The 15780-nt window shown below is 32.3% G+C and carries 20 protein-coding genes; 3 read left to right on the plus strand and 17 right to left on the minus strand.

Translation table 11 applies throughout. From position 1 onward, the window contains the following. Positions 1–298 precede the first annotated feature (298 nt). The 7 genes from I5818_RS20870 to I5818_RS20890 all read right to left on the minus strand — a co-directional run bounded on the left by I5818_RS20870 (position 299) and on the right by I5818_RS20890 (position 4006). Positions 299–739: an NUDIX hydrolase gene (locus I5818_RS20870; protein ID WP_078110093.1), complete on the minus strand. Its 441-nt coding sequence runs from the start codon at positions 737–739 to the stop codon at positions 299–301. A 223-nt stretch (positions 740–962) separates the two neighbouring features. Beyond that, positions 963–1580 (minus strand): DJ-1/PfpI family protein, encoded by a 618-nt coding sequence (locus I5818_RS20875; RefSeq protein ID WP_169846904.1) that lies wholly within the window; start codon positions 1578–1580, stop codon positions 963–965. Between the two features lie 44 nt (positions 1581–1624). Further along, complete coding sequence (locus I5818_RS20880) at positions 1625–1798, minus strand: serine kinase (protein ID WP_078110091.1); 174 nt, start codon at positions 1796–1798, stop codon at positions 1625–1627. Positions 1799–1899: 101 nt separating this feature from the next. Continuing rightward, complete coding sequence (locus I5818_RS20885) at positions 1900–2511, minus strand: YdcF family protein (protein WP_078110090.1); 612 nt, start codon at positions 2509–2511, stop codon at positions 1900–1902. Positions 2512–2799: 288 nt separating this feature from the next. Next, the gene (locus I5818_RS26160) at positions 2800–2892 is read right to left on the minus strand and encodes a putative holin-like toxin (protein ID WP_235849633.1); all 93 of its coding nucleotides are present in this window, start codon (positions 2890–2892) and stop codon (positions 2800–2802) included. Positions 2893–3072: 180 nt separating this feature from the next. Then, entirely contained in the window at positions 3073–3207 is a 135-nt protein-coding gene (locus tag I5818_RS26315) for a hypothetical protein (RefSeq protein ID WP_257233893.1), read from the minus strand. A 349-nt stretch (positions 3208–3556) separates the two neighbouring features. Next, a complete protein-coding gene (locus I5818_RS20890) occupies positions 3557–4006 on the minus strand; it encodes an NUDIX hydrolase (RefSeq protein ID WP_078110089.1) in 450 nt (149 codons plus the stop codon). Positions 4007–4284: 278 nt separating this feature from the next. On the opposite strand from I5818_RS20890, the gene I5818_RS20895 reads away from it, so the two are divergent. Then, positions 4285–4809, plus strand: a complete 525-nt coding sequence (locus I5818_RS20895; RefSeq protein ID WP_071977714.1) for a hypothetical protein — start codon at positions 4285–4287, stop codon at positions 4807–4809. Between the two features lie 56 nt (positions 4810–4865). Here the strand turns inward: I5818_RS20895 and I5818_RS20900 are convergent, their stop codons facing one another. From I5818_RS20900 to I5818_RS20915, 4 genes are all read right to left on the minus strand, one after another. Beyond that, entirely contained in the window at positions 4866–5429 is a 564-nt protein-coding gene (locus I5818_RS20900) for a GNAT family N-acetyltransferase (RefSeq protein ID WP_058006901.1), read from the minus strand. Between the two features lie 113 nt (positions 5430–5542). After that, the gene (locus tag I5818_RS20905; RefSeq protein WP_078111358.1) at positions 5543–6124 is read right to left on the minus strand and encodes a histidine phosphatase family protein; all 582 of its coding nucleotides are present in this window, start codon (positions 6122–6124) and stop codon (positions 5543–5545) included. Positions 6125–6490: 366 nt separating this feature from the next. After that, positions 6491–7189, minus strand: coding sequence for a polyprenyl diphosphate synthase (gene uppS, locus I5818_RS20910; RefSeq protein WP_058006899.1), 699 nt, complete (start codon positions 7187–7189; stop codon positions 6491–6493). 79 nt (positions 7190–7268) lie between these two features. Next, positions 7269–8012 (minus strand): DUF5694 domain-containing protein, encoded by a 744-nt coding sequence (locus I5818_RS20915; protein ID WP_078111293.1) that lies wholly within the window; start codon positions 8010–8012, stop codon positions 7269–7271. A 223-nt stretch (positions 8013–8235) separates the two neighbouring features. On the opposite strand from I5818_RS20915, the gene I5818_RS20920 reads away from it, so the two are divergent. Further along, positions 8236–9569 (plus strand): IS3 family transposase gene (locus I5818_RS20920; RefSeq protein ID WP_139358091.1). Its coding sequence is split into 2 segments (ribosomal slippage): positions 8236–8620 and positions 8620–9569, totalling 1335 coding nucleotides; the frame shifts between segments, so codons are not numbered across the junction. A 536-nt stretch (positions 9570–10105) separates the two neighbouring features. Beyond that, on the plus strand, positions 10106–11002 hold the full coding sequence (locus tag I5818_RS20925; protein ID WP_058006209.1) for a LysR family transcriptional regulator: 897 nt from the start codon (positions 10106–10108) through the stop codon (positions 11000–11002). A gap of 24 nt (positions 11003–11026) precedes the next feature. On the opposite strand, the gene I5818_RS20930 is transcribed toward I5818_RS20925, so the two are convergent. The 6 genes from I5818_RS20930 to I5818_RS20955 all read right to left on the minus strand — a co-directional run bounded on the left by I5818_RS20930 (position 11027) and on the right by I5818_RS20955 (position 15626). Further along, positions 11027–11521: a DinB family protein gene (locus I5818_RS20930; RefSeq protein WP_078110693.1), complete on the minus strand. Its 495-nt coding sequence runs from the start codon at positions 11519–11521 to the stop codon at positions 11027–11029. Positions 11522–11908: 387 nt separating this feature from the next. Further along, on the minus strand, positions 11909–12448 hold the full coding sequence (locus tag I5818_RS20935) for a PadR family transcriptional regulator (RefSeq protein ID WP_071977707.1): 540 nt from the start codon (positions 12446–12448) through the stop codon (positions 11909–11911). A gap of 45 nt (positions 12449–12493) precedes the next feature. Next, positions 12494–13687: a YhgE/Pip domain-containing protein gene (locus I5818_RS20940; protein ID WP_078110692.1), complete on the minus strand. Its 1194-nt coding sequence runs from the start codon at positions 13685–13687 to the stop codon at positions 12494–12496. A 337-nt stretch (positions 13688–14024) separates the two neighbouring features. Next, a complete protein-coding gene (locus I5818_RS20945) occupies positions 14025–14852 on the minus strand; it encodes a DUF817 domain-containing protein (protein WP_078110691.1) in 828 nt (275 codons plus the stop codon). A gap of 53 nt (positions 14853–14905) precedes the next feature. Continuing rightward, on the minus strand, positions 14906–15133 hold the full coding sequence (locus I5818_RS20950; protein WP_058006168.1) for a helix-turn-helix domain-containing protein: 228 nt from the start codon (positions 15131–15133) through the stop codon (positions 14906–14908). 10 nt (positions 15134–15143) lie between these two features. Next, complete coding sequence (locus I5818_RS20955) at positions 15144–15626, minus strand: DUF2975 domain-containing protein (RefSeq protein WP_071977705.1); 483 nt, start codon at positions 15624–15626, stop codon at positions 15144–15146. Positions 15627–15780 lie beyond the last annotated feature (154 nt).

The following is a 15780-nucleotide window of genomic DNA, read 5'->3' on the forward strand; positions in this document are numbered from 1 at the left end:
CCTCCCAGTACTTTCAAACCCAAATAGAATTATTATATGCTTAAAAAACTGAACCATTAGATATATAAGACCTAGGCATCAATCCTCCTGAATCAAAATCCCGTTTATCAAAATTGTAAAAAGCTCCTAACTTGATTCCGAAAAAAGTCTTATGAGAATCACTAACTGGAACTATATTTATCCTTTTAACCTACTATTTTCTACAGCAATCAGTTCAGTCTCCTTCCCATTCTTGCCTTTTTATATCCTCAAACATAGAGACATGTATATGTATATATTTAATTCCCCAATTACACTGTTAATTTAAGTGTATGGCTTCACAAGCATGAACAAAAGCGAGTGTCTTTTCATATAGTTTTGGTTGAATATCTGAATAAGTAAGATGATCAGGAAGACAATCAAATAGTTTTACTTCTTCAATTTCTGAAATTGGCAATTGGCCAATCTCATTTATCCTTCCAAAATATAACCTTCCAAATTTTCTCTTAACAGAATTAATCATTGAATAGTTACAAATTGGAGTTAAATCAACATCTAAACAACCAGTCTCTTCGAATAGCTCTCTTTTTGCCGTTTCTTCAATCGTTTCTCCATTTTCCCTATGACCACCAGCGATTTCCCACGTTTTCCTTGCTTTATGTCTAACATAAACCCACTTCCCCCTATACATCGCGCTTATTACCGCAAATTCTAATTCTGTTTCGTTTACCGAATCTAAAGAATAAAATTCGATTTTCATATTTACACCTCTAAACTTTAAAATTCACCTTATATCATTCTTTACATTGTATAATTTCCAGTACTTTGGTCACTTTTACAGTTAGACAACTCCATTAGTCGAACACTTAAAAAAGAGTTGCCGATCCCCTCTAGATGTTCAACTTTTTCCCCCTTTGGAATTTAAAAGATAATTAAAATGTATCTGACTTATATTAAAAATAATTGTTCACTAAATTCTATAATTAAAATTCAATAGTATTAGATATTCTTTCCGCTGCTGATTTTCCAATAATGTTTTCTACAAGATATAATGCCATATTTATACCTGAAGTAACACCAGCAGAAGTTATGATATTACCATCTTGTACAACTTTAGATTCCTTCACCACACGAATATCGGGGTAGCTACCTTGTAGAATTTTCAATGCTAGATGATGGGTTGTTGCATTCTTGCAATTTAATAATCCTGTTGCACCTAGGATTATCGCTCCCGTACAAACCGAGCAGATGTATTCAATTTTTTTATGTTTAAATATCCATTCTTGGACTTTTTTATTCTTAACCATAGATTGTACAGCCCTTAAAGGTCCACCAGGAATGATTAGGATATCTAATTCAGGGTGGTTATCAATCCTATAATCAGACTCTATTTTTATTCCTGAATGAGTTTTAATTGGTAATTCATTTTCTGTTATTGTACATACGTGAAATGGTCTAGTAGGTAACAACTCTTTTTTGTATAAGGTTAATAGTTGCTCAGGCTTACTATTCGAAGTTAATGACAAAACTTCTGCCGGACCAGAAAAGTCTAGAATATCAACATAATCATAGAGGAAAATCCCTACTATTCTTTTTTTCATTTTTATCCCCTTACCGTACATCGTCTTTATTAGTTAATACTATTTTAGGATGGCTGTTTGTTTTCTTTCTTTTTGCTTCCGATTAAAATAGCCATTAAAATAAATCCATACCCTATAATATCGATCATGAAATTACCTATATCACCAATATTATCAATCGTTAGACCAATTAAAAAAGCACCAATAAAAATAAATGGAATAACAAAGAAAAACCTCAAATTGTTTAAGCCTTCCTTATATATTATTATTAAGCTAACAACCTTCTACTCTTAATCAAATTGCAGGAAACTTAAATTTTTTTCGGTTATTAACTATTTTTTCATAATCCTTCAATACGTCTTTTTAAAGGTTGAAGATCCCCCTTACGACCATATTCTATAATTCTTAAGTATTGCCCCCAAACACGTTTACGCCCTATTTCAGAACTATGCCAATTATCCCTCGCCACTGTGATACCGTTAAATTTTGCATCAAATGAATAATTAATAAATTCAAGATGTCTAGGTAGGTGTTGTAACAAGGTTCGATACTGACTTCCTGCAGCATAACTCTTACATATAAAAAGAACCTTATTTATTGTTTCAAAGTTAAAGACTTCTTTCGCAAATAAAACATTCTCTAATGTATTAGAGGATTTATCTTCAAAAATAATATCCTTTTCTGAGATTCCTGCCTCAACCAAATGGCTAATAATTTCTCTTGACTCATATAAATTCATCTTTGAATTATAACCACCTGTTACGATAAGCTTGTTTCCTAAACCTTTGTTATATGCTTGAATTGCTTTTTCCCAATGTCCTGAATGTGTCCCCGCAAAAACAAATAGAATATCACAAGGAGATGGTTGTTTTTCCTCAAGAAAAACAATATTTGTTAGTTCCCTAATTTGTTCTGCTGTAAATTGAGGTGTTTCTGGCTCTTTCGAAATCAATTGACGTCCTCCATTTCAGTCAAGGGTTTTACCATTTCCTAACAATATTCTCCACTGTTTAGCTACATTCCTCCTCCTATTAAACTGTTTCGTTATATAAATAACAAAAGGCTATGGAAGGTGTAGCGCTCTTCAGCTGATAGTTATTTGTTAAAACCTTACTCTCTAATAGCAACAATGTTTTAGAAAAGAACCTAACAATAAGATTAATAAATGGATTATTTTTTTGTTTTTGTATTTGCTTTTCACCCAAATTACCCCAAAAAAACACACGCTTTCTCAGCGTGTTTAAGAATTTTTATCATTATTTTTAAAACCCAAAACGGCGATTACAAACATTCCAAAGCTGATCATCAGAGTTAACACTTCAAAAGTATTCATTTATATATCGCCTCCTTACTTTTCATCCTTCCCAACTCTAAACTTGTCCTATACAAAGGAAATATTTTTTTGTTATGTATAAATTAAGATCAAACACAATAAGCGACGATATTACTCCGATTAGAATAATATCGTCGCTTACTTTTTCCACGTTCATACCTATATTTAAGTTTAACCATATTATTTATTATTTATCTGCATATCGCTTGGATAAGCATCATAAAACTGATGAAATAAATATGTTAAGTAAGAGCTTAGTTCAAATTGATCTTTTATAATAAAATCAGACAACTTTAATTGATTTTCTCTCGACATAATCATTTCCTCCTATTAACATCTTTATTTCTATAATTTCCAAACTTTCATTCTTTTAAACATAAATATTAATAAAATGGTAAAATTGACTGATTATACTCAGATGCTCTCGTTTATTATGCAATCTTATTCATATCTCTTTGTATCTGTAATTATCTTTAACAATCACCATTGTTAACTTCTGATAATATAATAAAATCCTTCTTACTAAATGATTCTTACTTCAATAAAAAAAGCCGCCAAAATGGCAGCAAGAACTTCTATTTTTCCCGTTTATTGATGAAGGGGATTAGCATTCCAGATATTCATTATTCCACCTAAACATCAACCGTTTTCAAGAAAAAAAGTCCTATACAATTAACATCTTACCATTATTATAGTGAAGCGAATAGATCCCTTCTCCCTTCAAAAGAACTGGTAAATATCGGGAAACTTTATCCGCAATTCCAAAGTTATCAGGGTCTAATACCCAATCAATTGATTTCCAATCTAATATACCTTCTCTTGTTTTTTTAAAAGTTTCAAACTTTAGATTATTATTCACCTCATAAAGATAAACATATATTCCATCAAGTTCACCATTAGAAGATTTCCAACTTACAGTACCTTTAGAAAAATAGTTATCTACTATGATGCCTGTTTCCTCAAATACTTCACGTAATGCACCTTCATCTGGAGATTCATCTTTCTCAATTTTTCCTCCTACCCCATTCCAAACACCCATAATTGGAGGCTTTTCTCGGTTAAGCATTAATATATCATTATTATTTTTTATAAAACATACTGTATACTTAAACACTATATAATTGATACCTCCATTATTTTGGATTTGTTCTAATTATAATTCCTATCGAAGGTTATAAAGAAAAAAATCCTATTCAGCTTTAACAAAACACTCTCATTTTCAATTAATCATCCATTTTAGCATAAGGTTATACAGCTGACCTTTTTTAAGAGAAGAATCTGTTATAAAAAAAAAGTAATTATATTATTTATTAGGTAAAATAGATTAAAATAAAAATGGGGTGAAAAATTATCAGTACAAAATCAGCCAAATTAAAAAAACGCCTTTACATTTTGACAGTTGGTTTAACGATCGTTTATTGTATTGTTCGTATTATTTGGTTAGGAGGACTTTTCACAAGAAAACTAGTTGTATATTCAACTTTCCTACAAACTGATTTTACAATAGGGACATTATATCTAGATTATATTTTATTAATTTCTGCAGGAGTACTATCAACAATATACTTTAAGAAACAAGCATATACATTAACTTTATATGGGATCTTTGTTTTATCCCTATTTCTTATTTTCCCCAGATTATTAGCAGGCTCTACATTTTATGAAATAAAAGATCATCATCTTAATCATGATTATATTATCGAAAGACATGATAGCAATCTAGGGAATGATAACACGGATTTAGTTGTTTTTGTTTATAAAGAAATTCTCCCTTTGGTTTATGTAAATCAAGGAAGATATCATAAAATTGTTTCAACTAAAAGTGAAACATACTCTGATTTTTGGAAATTAAATTATGTAGTTAACAAGGATGGTAATTATCTAACCTTTAAGGGTTTTCTTATACCCTTGAAATAGATGAAAGCCACTAAGGTGATTTACATCTATTCATATAGGTATAATCGTTAATGACCTTATTTTATTTTCGAATAAAAACATGTGTCAGTCAGCTTACTACCATCTGCGGACAAATCATCATTCCTTAAAGTACCTTCTAACACAAAACCAAGGTTTTCTGGGATAGAACGACTTTTAAAATTGGTAGATTCACATCTTATTTCAATTCTTTTAAATTTGATGTAATTTAAACCAAGGTTAGTTAATTCCTTCACTGCTTCTGTCATGTATCCATTTCCACTAAACCTGGTATTAATCCAATATCCTATTTCACATTTAGGAATCTTCCATTCAATACTCTGAAGGCTCGTTGTTCCAATAAAGTCATTGCTATCTTTATGAAAGATAAGATACCGAAAGCTGTCTCTTTTAAGGAAATTTATATGAGCATTTCTCAAGTTAATCTCTGTTTCCTCAACACTAGGAAGCTCTTGGGCAAATGGTAACCAAGCTCTCAATTCATGAATGGAATCTCTAATTGCTTCGTTTACAATGTGCCCGTCTCCAGTTTGATAGGGTGCACGGAGAATTAGTCTTTCAGTTTCTAATTGTAACGGAACATCCAATAATATTGGAATCACTTGATTCACCTCTTAGAATTTTTCATTTAATAGCTAATAAAAAATCTCACCTCCAAGAAAACATTCTTGAGGACGAGAGTGAGTTATAGCATAAAATCTAAATGGATAATGATTTACTTGAAACGATGACTTTCCCATATTCTATTAACCTTAACTAATTCCTGTCCATTAAACTCCATCCTGTAAATATCAGGTTTAGATGTATTATGTAAAAAGGTCAAATCATAGCTTAAATCATAGTCTCCCATCATTAATGTCATGACTAATCCGTGAGTGCCAATTACTACTTTTTTTCCTATATAAGTATTTAATATTTCTTTTAAAACTTTTACAACTCTTTTTTGACACTCGGCATTCGTTTCTCCTCCCTTTAAAGAGAAATTCGGATCCACATATGATTTTTCCAATAAAGGAAAGAGTTCACTATCAGAGATTCGCTCGTTTTCAGCTGTAAAAATTCTTTCCTTTAAATCTTCAATTATTAAAACTTCTTGTCCTATTTGTTTAGCTAACGGCTCAACCGTTAAAATTGATCGAGAGTATGGACTGGAGATAACAGTGTTAATCCCTTCATCCTTTAAAACTTCTGCTATTCTTTGCGCGTCTAATTTTCCTTTTTCAGTTAAGCCCCTTGTTCTTTCATTTCCTTCTTTTGGCGAATCCCCGTGTCTCACCATATAAATGAAAGTTCTCAAATAGGATCCCTCCGATATATTTTGAAAATGTATTCATTCCTCATAAACCTTTACTTCTATTTAATAAAAACCTAGTTCTAACTATTAATTAAATCTGATATTATTTCAGTGCTTCCCGGCATTAATAATATGAGCGAAGTAACAATAAATAGAATGCCAAAAACAACGAAGAAGATCACTATTTTTATTGAACGTGAAACATTTTTGTTAAGCGCTCCAACTATCAGAAATACAACACCTATAAGGAGTAATAATATATAATAAAAGCCCATGATACACCTCAATTTAAATCTATTAATTAGCTTTTTCATGTTTTTCCTTAGCACTAGCGAAATACTAAATGATTAATCATGCTAATAATTATAATTAACTAATATTGATATCCTTTCTTTGATTGACTTCATTAATTGCTTGAAGTAGCTGTTTGCTATCAAACTCAGGAAAGAGTGTATCTGTAAACCACCATTCAGATTTGGATGATTGCCATAATAAAAAATTACTCATTCTCTTTTCTCCTCCAGTACGAATCACAATATCTGGCTCTGGCTGCCCTTTTGTATATAAGTAATTTTCAATTAAGTCTCCAGTTATGCCACTATCCGCTATTTTAGAATTGTTGATATCATTTATTAAGGACTTGATAGCAGATAAAATTTCACTTCTTCCGCCATAATTTAAAGCGAAATTAACAATTAATTTACTATTATTTGATGTTTGGTCAACAGCTTTTTTTACCGCTTCTCTAGTATGTATGGGTAAGCCATTTATATCACCTAAAACACAGATTCTTATATCCTTCTGTATAAACTTAGGCAATTTTTCATTTAAATAAATTACGGGTAAGTCCATTAGATACTTTACTTCTTCTTCTGGTCTTGTCCAATTTTCAGAAGAAAATGCATATAAGGTTAAGATTTTTACCCCTAATTCTAATGATGCATCAATAATATTTTCCATTGTTTTAGAGCCAGCAAAATGCCCCTGACTTCTTGTCAAACCTCTTTTTTCTCCCCATCTACCATTCCCATCCATCATAATAGCAATATGTGTTGGAACATTTTGCATAATTGACGCTCCTTTTCGTTTATGTTATGCCCAAAAAATCATAGACAATTAATCATATAACTACTAAAAAATGATATATTTATATATAATCTTCCGCCTTTTCCACTTTAAAAAGTCCACTTTCATTTAAAAATTGATTAAGTAAATGAAGATGTCCTGCACCGTATAAAACAAAAATTCTATCAGCATCAGACTCAATTAGTTCAACTATGTTTTTATATATGAGTAAATTTCTATAATACCAATATTTAGCTGTCCACATCGCACCTACTGGATTACTTTTATCTCCTACTAGAGCAAGATTCGTATAAAATCTTTGGTTTTCTCTAATAAAATCATCATGATTAAGATATAATAAGTAATCTCTAATCGTATGGCTTTTTAAAAATTCTTCCATCTTTGTTGCTAAGTCTTGCATTCTTCTTACAACTTGATCGTATTTTTCCGATTTAAGTTCCTTAGTCCATATATCTAAGTCAGGTACTTCAGGAACAGAACCATTCCAATCAACACAAAATACTTCCTTGTGATTCATTTCCTTAGCCAATCGAAAACCGATTTGATGACATTCATTCCTCGTTAATTTGTACTTCCCCAATAGAAAGTTTTTATAAGTTTCGTTTATATGATCACTATCTTCTGATAGGATTTCTAGCGCAACCTTTGTTGGCTCGAACTTCCTTAAAGAGTCTACCACTCCTTTTATTTCTATCTGCCTTTTTTCGCTGAAAATATCTCCCGAATTTATTTTAACTAAATCTCCATTATTTTCGGGATTACTTAAATGGGCAGTTCCAAGAACAAGAATACTTGGCTTTCTCATATTTTCCCCTCCGCTTCACTCATTAAATAAGAGATTCGACATAATTCCACATTTACCCTTTTATTGCTCTCCTATATCTAACCAATCCTTCCAGAATACGGCCGTATAAAAAAATCCCTTCAACTTATTAAAATGTACCCTATAAGATGGACACTTAAAAAAAGTCCTCCTTATGGGGTACTTTTATTTATAATGAAAGAAATAGTTAATGGGGCGGATGAAAATGTCGAAAATATTATTTACAGATCAAGAACAGAAATTATTGATGAAACATCCTTATGTAAAAGCTGTTAGTGAAAAAGCAATTACTTACACTGATGAATTTAAAGCATTAGCTATTAAAGAGTATGAAGAAGGAAAATTTCCACGTCAAATATTTGAAGATGCAGGATTTGATATTGAAATCGTTGGGACTGAACGAGCGAGTTCATCTTTAAAGAGATGGCGTAAAGCTTATAAAGAAAATGGTGTAGCTGGGCTTGAAGACACTCGAAAATACCATTCTGGACGACCACTTGAACGTGAATTAAGTTTAGAAGAAAAATATGCACGATTAGAAGCACAAAACGCCTTATTACGTGCAGAAAATGAACTGCTAAAAAAGATCGATCTAGCAGAAAGGATGTTGGTGAAGAAAAGGAAAAACTAACAGCTGAACAGAAATTTGAATTGATCCAATTGGTCATTAAAAAATATAACTTAAAGCGGATGGTGAGCTATCTTTGTGAACTAGTTGGTGTCTCTCGATCAGGTTATTATCGTTATTTTTCAGAAGAAGCACAACTTAATAGACAGGCTCGTGATGAGGCAGACGAAAAAGTAAAGAAAATCATTTTAAAAGCTTATAATTTTCGTCGTCGTAAGAAAGGCGCACGTCAAATCAAGATGACCTTAGAAAATCAGTATCAAATTACATATAACCTAAAACGAATTCGTCGTATCATGAAAAAATTCCAAATCATTTGCCCAATTCGAAAAGCAAACCCATATCGAAGAATGGCAAAAGCAACAAAAGAACATAGAACTTTACCGAACCTATTAAACCGCGAATTTAAGCAAGGAACCGCTAGAAAAGTATTATTAACAGACATTACATATTTAAGTTATGGAAAAGGAAAACGTGCCTACTTGTCCACTATAAAAGATGCCGAAACCAATGAAATCTTAGCATATGAGACATCAGATAAAATCACACTAGATATTGCGTTAAATACATTAAAGAAGTTGAAAAAGACTGGGATAAAGCTGGCCGAAGGCGCATTCATTCACTCAGATCAAGGGTTCCACTATACCAACCCCCAATTTCAAAAGATGGTAAAGAAAATGGGACTAGGGCAATCTATGTCACGTCGTGGAAACTGTTGGGATAATGCCCCACAAGAATCGTTCTTTGGACATTTTAAAGATGAAACGGATTTTAAAACGTGTGAATCATTAGAAGAAGTAAAAAGAGAGGTTCAGAGTTATATGACATATTACAATCATTACCGAGGTCAATGGAACTTAAAAAAGATGACACCTGCACAATACAGTCATCATCTTCTTCAAGTTGCCTAGTCTTTTTTTAAATGTCCTTTACAAAGGGTACACTTTATATTCCTGAAGGGGTTTTTGCTTGTCTAACAGATTCATCTCATTATTCATTAAAGTTAATTTAACAGAACATGCTCTAATATATCCCAATAAATAAGAACCATTTTTCACAAAGTATGATTAAGTTTTTTTCACCATTCTTAAATGTTATGTAATCTGTATTAATAAATAGAATATAACTATGAAAATAAGTATGCAATCGAAACAAAAATAGATTGGAAGATAATTAGTTAATCTGAGTTATTTAATTATGATAAGAGCACGAATAATTTCATTCCAATAGTGCTTAAAATCCTTTTTGTCTTTGTTCTTTTGGTCTAGATTTTTTTGTTCATTTTTATCTACTTTATTGCTACTCATTACTACACCCCTTTTCCTTTCTAGGTAGTTTTATATGTTGTTGTTTGATTTTTTCTATTTTATAATTAACTTACAAATCAATACAGCTGAACATTACGATCAGATCAATCGAAATTATCGATTATATAGGAGTGAGAAAAATAGAAATTAAACAGCTTATCACATTTAAAACGGCTGCAGAAAATTTAAATTTTACCTATACAGCTAAAATCTTAAACTTTGCTCAATCAAGCGTTACTGCTCAAATAAAAGCGCTTGAAAATGAACTTGAAACTCCTTTATTTGAGCGCTTAGGGAAGCGCTTAGTCCTTACAGAGCAAGGTAAAGAGTTTAAAATATATGCGGATAAAATGATTCAATTGACGAATGAGGCGAAAAACGCTATAAGCGGAGTTGAGGAACCGGCAGGTACACTTATCATTGGAGCCTCTGAGAGCCAATGTACATATAGACTGCCTCCAATATTGAAGGAATTTAAGGAGCAATTTCCAAAGGTTAAAATTATCTTTAAACCGATTTACTTACAAGAGCAAACGAAGGCGCAATTACTTGATGGTACTCTGGATATTGCATTTACAATGGAGCCTATTCAACATCAAGATTCAAACTTAAAAGCACAAAGTCTGGTTGAAGAAAAATTAACAATTGTTGCTTCTCCCCAACACCATTTAGCTGATAAAGCTGAAATTCATTTAGAAGATCTTGAACATGAGACTCTTTTATTAACTGAATCAGGGTGTTCATATAGGGTGATACTAGAAAATTTGTTTCGACAATCTGGAATCTGTGCATCGAATAAATTTGAATTTGTAAGTGTGGAAGCAATTAAACAATGTATTATTTTAGACTTAGGTATTGCAGTATTACCGGAGATGGTAGTAAAAGCAGAGATTGAGAAAGGGATATTAAAAGAATTAGTTTGTCATCAGGTTACAACACCTGTTCATACACAAATGGTTTGGCATAAAGATAAATATATGTCTCTTGCTTTACAATCTTTTATTCAATTAACTTGCAAAACCTTTGGTATAAATTAATTTCTAAAAACAATCGGTATATTCCTAGAGTTTTTGTTCTAACTCACGCTTCTGACGTAAGTGATGATGGAAATGCATGAATACAAGATCATACCACTCCCTTGCGTTCAGCCAACCAAAACCCCCATGTTTAACTTTAAAATTTGAATTGATACTATCTACTTGTGGTTCCCATCGTTTTAATCTCTGCTTTACCTGATCTAGTCGCAACATAAGACTTTCATGACTATCAGAATTGCTTGGTGGAGTATTTAATTCGTCAGGTAACTTGATTTTAATTTTTGGGAACCCACCCATTTTATATAATTGCTCACCAAATTCCGTTTTCCCAAGTTTCTGCTCTTCTTTTTCTCTAGTACAAGTTTCCACATTGTCAAGGTATTCATGTGCAACAAGTATTATATGATCATACATCTGACCCAAAGACCAAACATCTTCAGCCGATTTATATCTTAATTGTTCCAATGAATAGTTTTGAAGATCGCTTTTGTATTCATCAATCACTCTTAAATTACTCATTTCTATCTCCCCTTTATCACTGTTATCCACATTATACTTGATAAGCACCACTAAAACCTTGCTGTCCTTCAAATTAATCGATTTTCATCTTCCTATCTAGTAAACATAAAATTAATATATGCTCTCTCTCTAAAAAATAGCCTTACTATACATAAATTTTAGGGAATTATAATAACTTACCATTCCTTCAAAGAATAAATAACACCTCCCATTTCAATGATCCTTTCACACTTAACAGTTTGGATTAGAAATCCTCCTCTATAAAAAAGGCTCTACTCCGTAATGAAGTAAAGCCCTTGCTACAAACAATTCATTCTCTTAATCAATAGTAAAGTATCAAACAAATTAAGAAGTAAAAATCAACTTATGATACAAGGTATCATTTCATTATATTTCCCCTTGTTTAACCCGTTTAATTAACTCCTCAAGCCAATAAATCGTATGCTCTGCTTTAGTCGAAACATAGCCCAACATAAATTCTGAAAACTTTTCTTGAGCTTTGTCTACCTCTACTTTCTCTTCGTACCCACTAACTTCTTCCCAACGTTGCTTTATATTTGTTAATTTTTTTTCTAATATTTCTACTACCTTCTGACGTTCCACATATTTGATGTTAGCTAAACCTACCACCATATCACTAATTGAATCCGCATTTTCAAACAACTTGTAAATCATTTTCGGTAGTTCTTCTTGACCTTTAGCCGTAATCGCAAATACTTGTTTATCAGGGCGATTCTCTTCTTTGATGATTTCGATCGATTCAATTAATCCTTTTTTTGCTAAGGAATCAAAATGGTAGTACAGTTTACTTTCTGTTAATCCAGCTAATCTATCCAATGGTATAGGCTCTGAAATCTGTTTTTTTAATTTATAAGGATAATTATTATCCTCCATTAGTTTACTCAATATAAAAATTTGAATGGACATTCTCTTATCTCCTTTAAGAAGAATTACATTCTTATTGTAGCAAATCTAAGCGGTAACTTCAGTTTCATTCTTTACACTTTCCATTTTATCCTCTGATACCGAGTTCTCTACTGGTACTGGTTTATGGATAAAAGCAACTATCGCGATATTAATTAGAATGGCAACCCCGCCAACAGCAATCAATGGCCAAATAAAATGACTCGGACTAATGCTTCCATATAGTTTAGCAAAGTAAGCCTGTACTGAATAATACATTGGTGAGATGTGGCTCATCCATTCATAAGGTTTATACATCATTTCACGTGACATCGTTGCACCATTTGCAAGTGTTTGAATCAATAAAATTGGTAAATTTAAAATCATACCACCTTCACCAACTAAGAAAATTAAAATGGCGGTGAAGTTGAAGCATACCATATAATTTAATATTTGTTGTCCTACTATACTTAAGAACTTGCTAGCACTTGGATCATTAATTATATAGGCTATTCCCGTAGCGGCAAGTGATGCAACAACTGCAATGAGTAATGCTGTCAATTGGACATAAATGAATAATCGTGTTTTACTTGCCTTTCTACGGTTCTCTTTAAATGCTCCTACTAGCTGCATTGCTCCAATCATTGCACCTGTATATCCAGCCATTGTTAAAAACATTGGTAGCATATTATTATTCATACCATTTGGCACTTCATTAATTGAAACTACATTACCGACATAAGCTGTTTCAATCTTTTTTGCTAATTCGCTTGCTTGCTCTTTTGGTACATTAAAATTCATTAATACCCCTTGAGCTGTTTGTTGAGAAAACTGAGTACTTAACTGGTTATTAATTTCCGTGACGACTGATTTCATCGTACTGGAAATCGTTGTTGCACCAGCTTCGTTAATTGTAAAGTCAATACTTGATGATGTTTCTCCTTTTTGCATATCCTCTGAGAATGTTTTTGGAATGTGTACAACTAGTGCTAACTCATTTTTTTCTAAATCCTTTAATGCCTGTTTATTCGCTACATCCGTCTCAATATTCTTAAACGGTAAATTCTTTTCTAGCTGGTCAGCAATCTTTGCCCCATATTCACCTGTATCATCATTGACAATAGCAATCGGTAATTTATCAACATTTCCGGGAATTGCTGCATATCCAGGTAAAAAGATGCCCAGCATTGCAACGGCATAGAAAATCCCCATAAATATGGCAGCAATCGCACCTCTTGTTTTTAAAAACTGAGTAAATTTCATGTTTTTGCATCCTTTCTAAAAGATATGTGTACAATTAAGATACTTTAAATTTATTACTTTTATAAAAGTACTTTAATTAGAGTATTTACTCATTCTATTCCACTCTTTTAATAAAGTCAACAATAATAATCAACTTTCCTCTTTTTTGAAAAGGCGAAAATACCTATTAAAATCTCTGCAAAAAAAAAGCATTAATCCATCTTATGATTAATGCCCTCACCGATTACGTAATTCTTTTCACACGAACTTACAATTTTAACTATTGTACAAAGGTTAACATCAATCAAAGTAGATTTTCATTCCATTAAGGTAACGACTTTTTAGAAAGCTAGTTCTATTATAAAGTTTGACTAGTACCTACCTTAGTAGATGATTGTCCCTTCACCCGTTTTAATGTCGCTACTATTAGAAAGCTAACAATGACTAATAAGAGCCATGAGCTCACTTTGCCAAGATGGACAAGACTCCATGCATCGGTTTGGTTGGGATATTCCCAAGCACCAAAGAATGTTGCAATATTTTCGGCTACCCAAATAAAAAATCCGATAAGCACAAAGGAAAGTGCGAGTGGCATACGGTAACGAGTTCCATTTACCTCATATATGACCCATGATCGCCAAAAGACGATAATCACAAGTCCTGATAACCACCAACGAACATCAATCCAATAATGGTGAATAAAGAAATTCAAATAAATCGCAGCAGCAAGAGGCACAACCACTAAAAATGGTGGCCACTTAATCAATTCAACCTTTAGTCTTCTCCACGCTTGGCATAGATAACTCGCTACACTCGCATACATAAATCCACTATACAAAGGCACTCCAAATATTTTAGAATACCCTTCCTCTGGATAAGACCAAGAGCCCATATGTACCTTGAACAATTCAAGCGCGAGACCAATGAGATGAAATAAGGTAATAACCTTTAGTTCATCTCGTGTTTCAAGTCTAGAACGCACCATCAACCATTGCATCAACAGACAGATGATAAGCAACCAGTCATACCGTGGTAAGAAGGGAAGTGGGATCATTTTTGTAACAGCCAATGAGGCAAAGATAACAACGGGAAACAAACATGATAAGGCCTGCTCCCACCCAAAATGAATAAGCTGTTTTAAAGCTCTAAAATTTTTGCTCCTCCATGATTCCATGATTAAATTCATGAGTATATCCCCTTTATAAATTTGTTCGATTGTCATACAAAAAAAGAAATTTACTACTTATTGTCCTTTGTATCATCATCACTGCGATATTCTAAAATATCCCCAGGTTGGCATTCTAAAGCTTTACAAATGCCCTCTAATGTAGATAGTCGAATCGCTTTTGCCTTTCCATTTTTTAATATAGAAAGGTTGGCCATTGTGATTCCTACCTTCTCTGAAAGTTCTGTTACGCTCATTTTACGTTTTGCCAGCATCACATCAATATTGATTATAATCGCCATGTTATTCACCTCAGACCGTTAAATCATTTTCTGTTTTTATATCAATTGCCTCTTTCAAGAGCCTTTGAAGAACAGCGGCAAAGATGGCAATAACCATCGAAGCAAAAGGAACTACCAAACCAATAAAAACAACACCTGGTGCGTCATCTTTATCCGCAAAAAGATAGAAAAGCGGTAAGGCGAACACATGCAAGCAACTAATGATGATGGCACAGTACTTGATTTTCTTTAAGGCTGTTACAGAAATTTGAGCGAAAGCCTTATTCTTGTCAATATAGATTAAAAGCTTAAATGCCTGATAAAGAGCAAAATAAAAAGGTATCGTTGAACCATAGAAAATAATAAAAACGAGATATTTTATAAAAGCAAACTTCGGTAACAATTGCTCTGCAATATTTCCAATCTCAGGAACCAAAAAGATGCACATAACAAGAATAGGAATTCCTATAAGAATAACTGCTATCTTTAAAAAGAGCGTTGACACTTGTTTCATATAAAAAGCACCTCACCTATATATTGTTTAATTAATTTATCACAGTATTTATCGTTTTACAATAAATTAATATTGTTTTTTTATAATATTTTTATTGATAATTATCACTTTATCTTTAAACAAAAAGCATTCTTCACTGGTTTGAAAATTTACG

The organism is Heyndrickxia oleronia, from assembly GCF_017809215.1.
Taxonomy (GTDB): domain Bacteria; phylum Bacillota; class Bacilli; order Bacillales; family Bacillaceae_C; genus Heyndrickxia; species Heyndrickxia oleronia.

Coding starts and splice junctions, on each gene's coding strand:
- I5818_RS20870 (WP_078110093.1), bottom strand. CDS start 739: ATGAAAATCGAATTTTATTCTTTAGATTCGGTAAACGAAACAGAATTA.
- I5818_RS20875 (WP_169846904.1), bottom strand. CDS start 1,580: ATGAAAAAAAGAATAGTAGGGATTTTCCTCTATGATTATGTTGATATT.
- I5818_RS26160 (WP_235849633.1), bottom strand. CDS start 2,892: ATGAATACTTTTGAAGTGTTAACTCTGATGATCAGCTTTGGAATGTTT.
- I5818_RS26315 (WP_257233893.1), bottom strand. CDS start 3,207: ATGTCGAGAGAAAATCAATTAAAGTTGTCTGATTTTATTATAAAAGAT.
- uppS (WP_058006899.1), bottom strand. CDS start 7,189: ATGCAAAATGTTCCAACACATATTGCTATTATGATGGATGGGAATGGT.
- I5818_RS20915 (WP_078111293.1), bottom strand. CDS start 8,012: ATGAGAAAGCCAAGTATTCTTGTTCTTGGAACTGCCCATTTAAGTAAT.
- I5818_RS20930 (WP_078110693.1), bottom strand. CDS start 11,521: ATGAGTAATTTAAGAGTGATTGATGAATACAAAAGCGATCTTCAAAAC.
- I5818_RS20935 (WP_071977707.1), bottom strand. CDS start 12,448: ATGTCCATTCAAATTTTTATATTGAGTAAACTAATGGAGGATAATAAT.
- I5818_RS20940 (WP_078110692.1), bottom strand. CDS start 13,687: ATGAAATTTACTCAGTTTTTAAAAACAAGAGGTGCGATTGCTGCCATA.
- I5818_RS20945 (WP_078110691.1), bottom strand. CDS start 14,852: ATGAATTTAATCATGGAATCATGGAGGAGCAAAAATTTTAGAGCTTTA.
- I5818_RS20950 (WP_058006168.1), bottom strand. CDS start 15,133: ATGGCGATTATAATCAATATTGATGTGATGCTGGCAAAACGTAAAATG.
- I5818_RS20955 (WP_071977705.1), bottom strand. CDS start 15,626: ATGAAACAAGTGTCAACGCTCTTTTTAAAGATAGCAGTTATTCTTATA.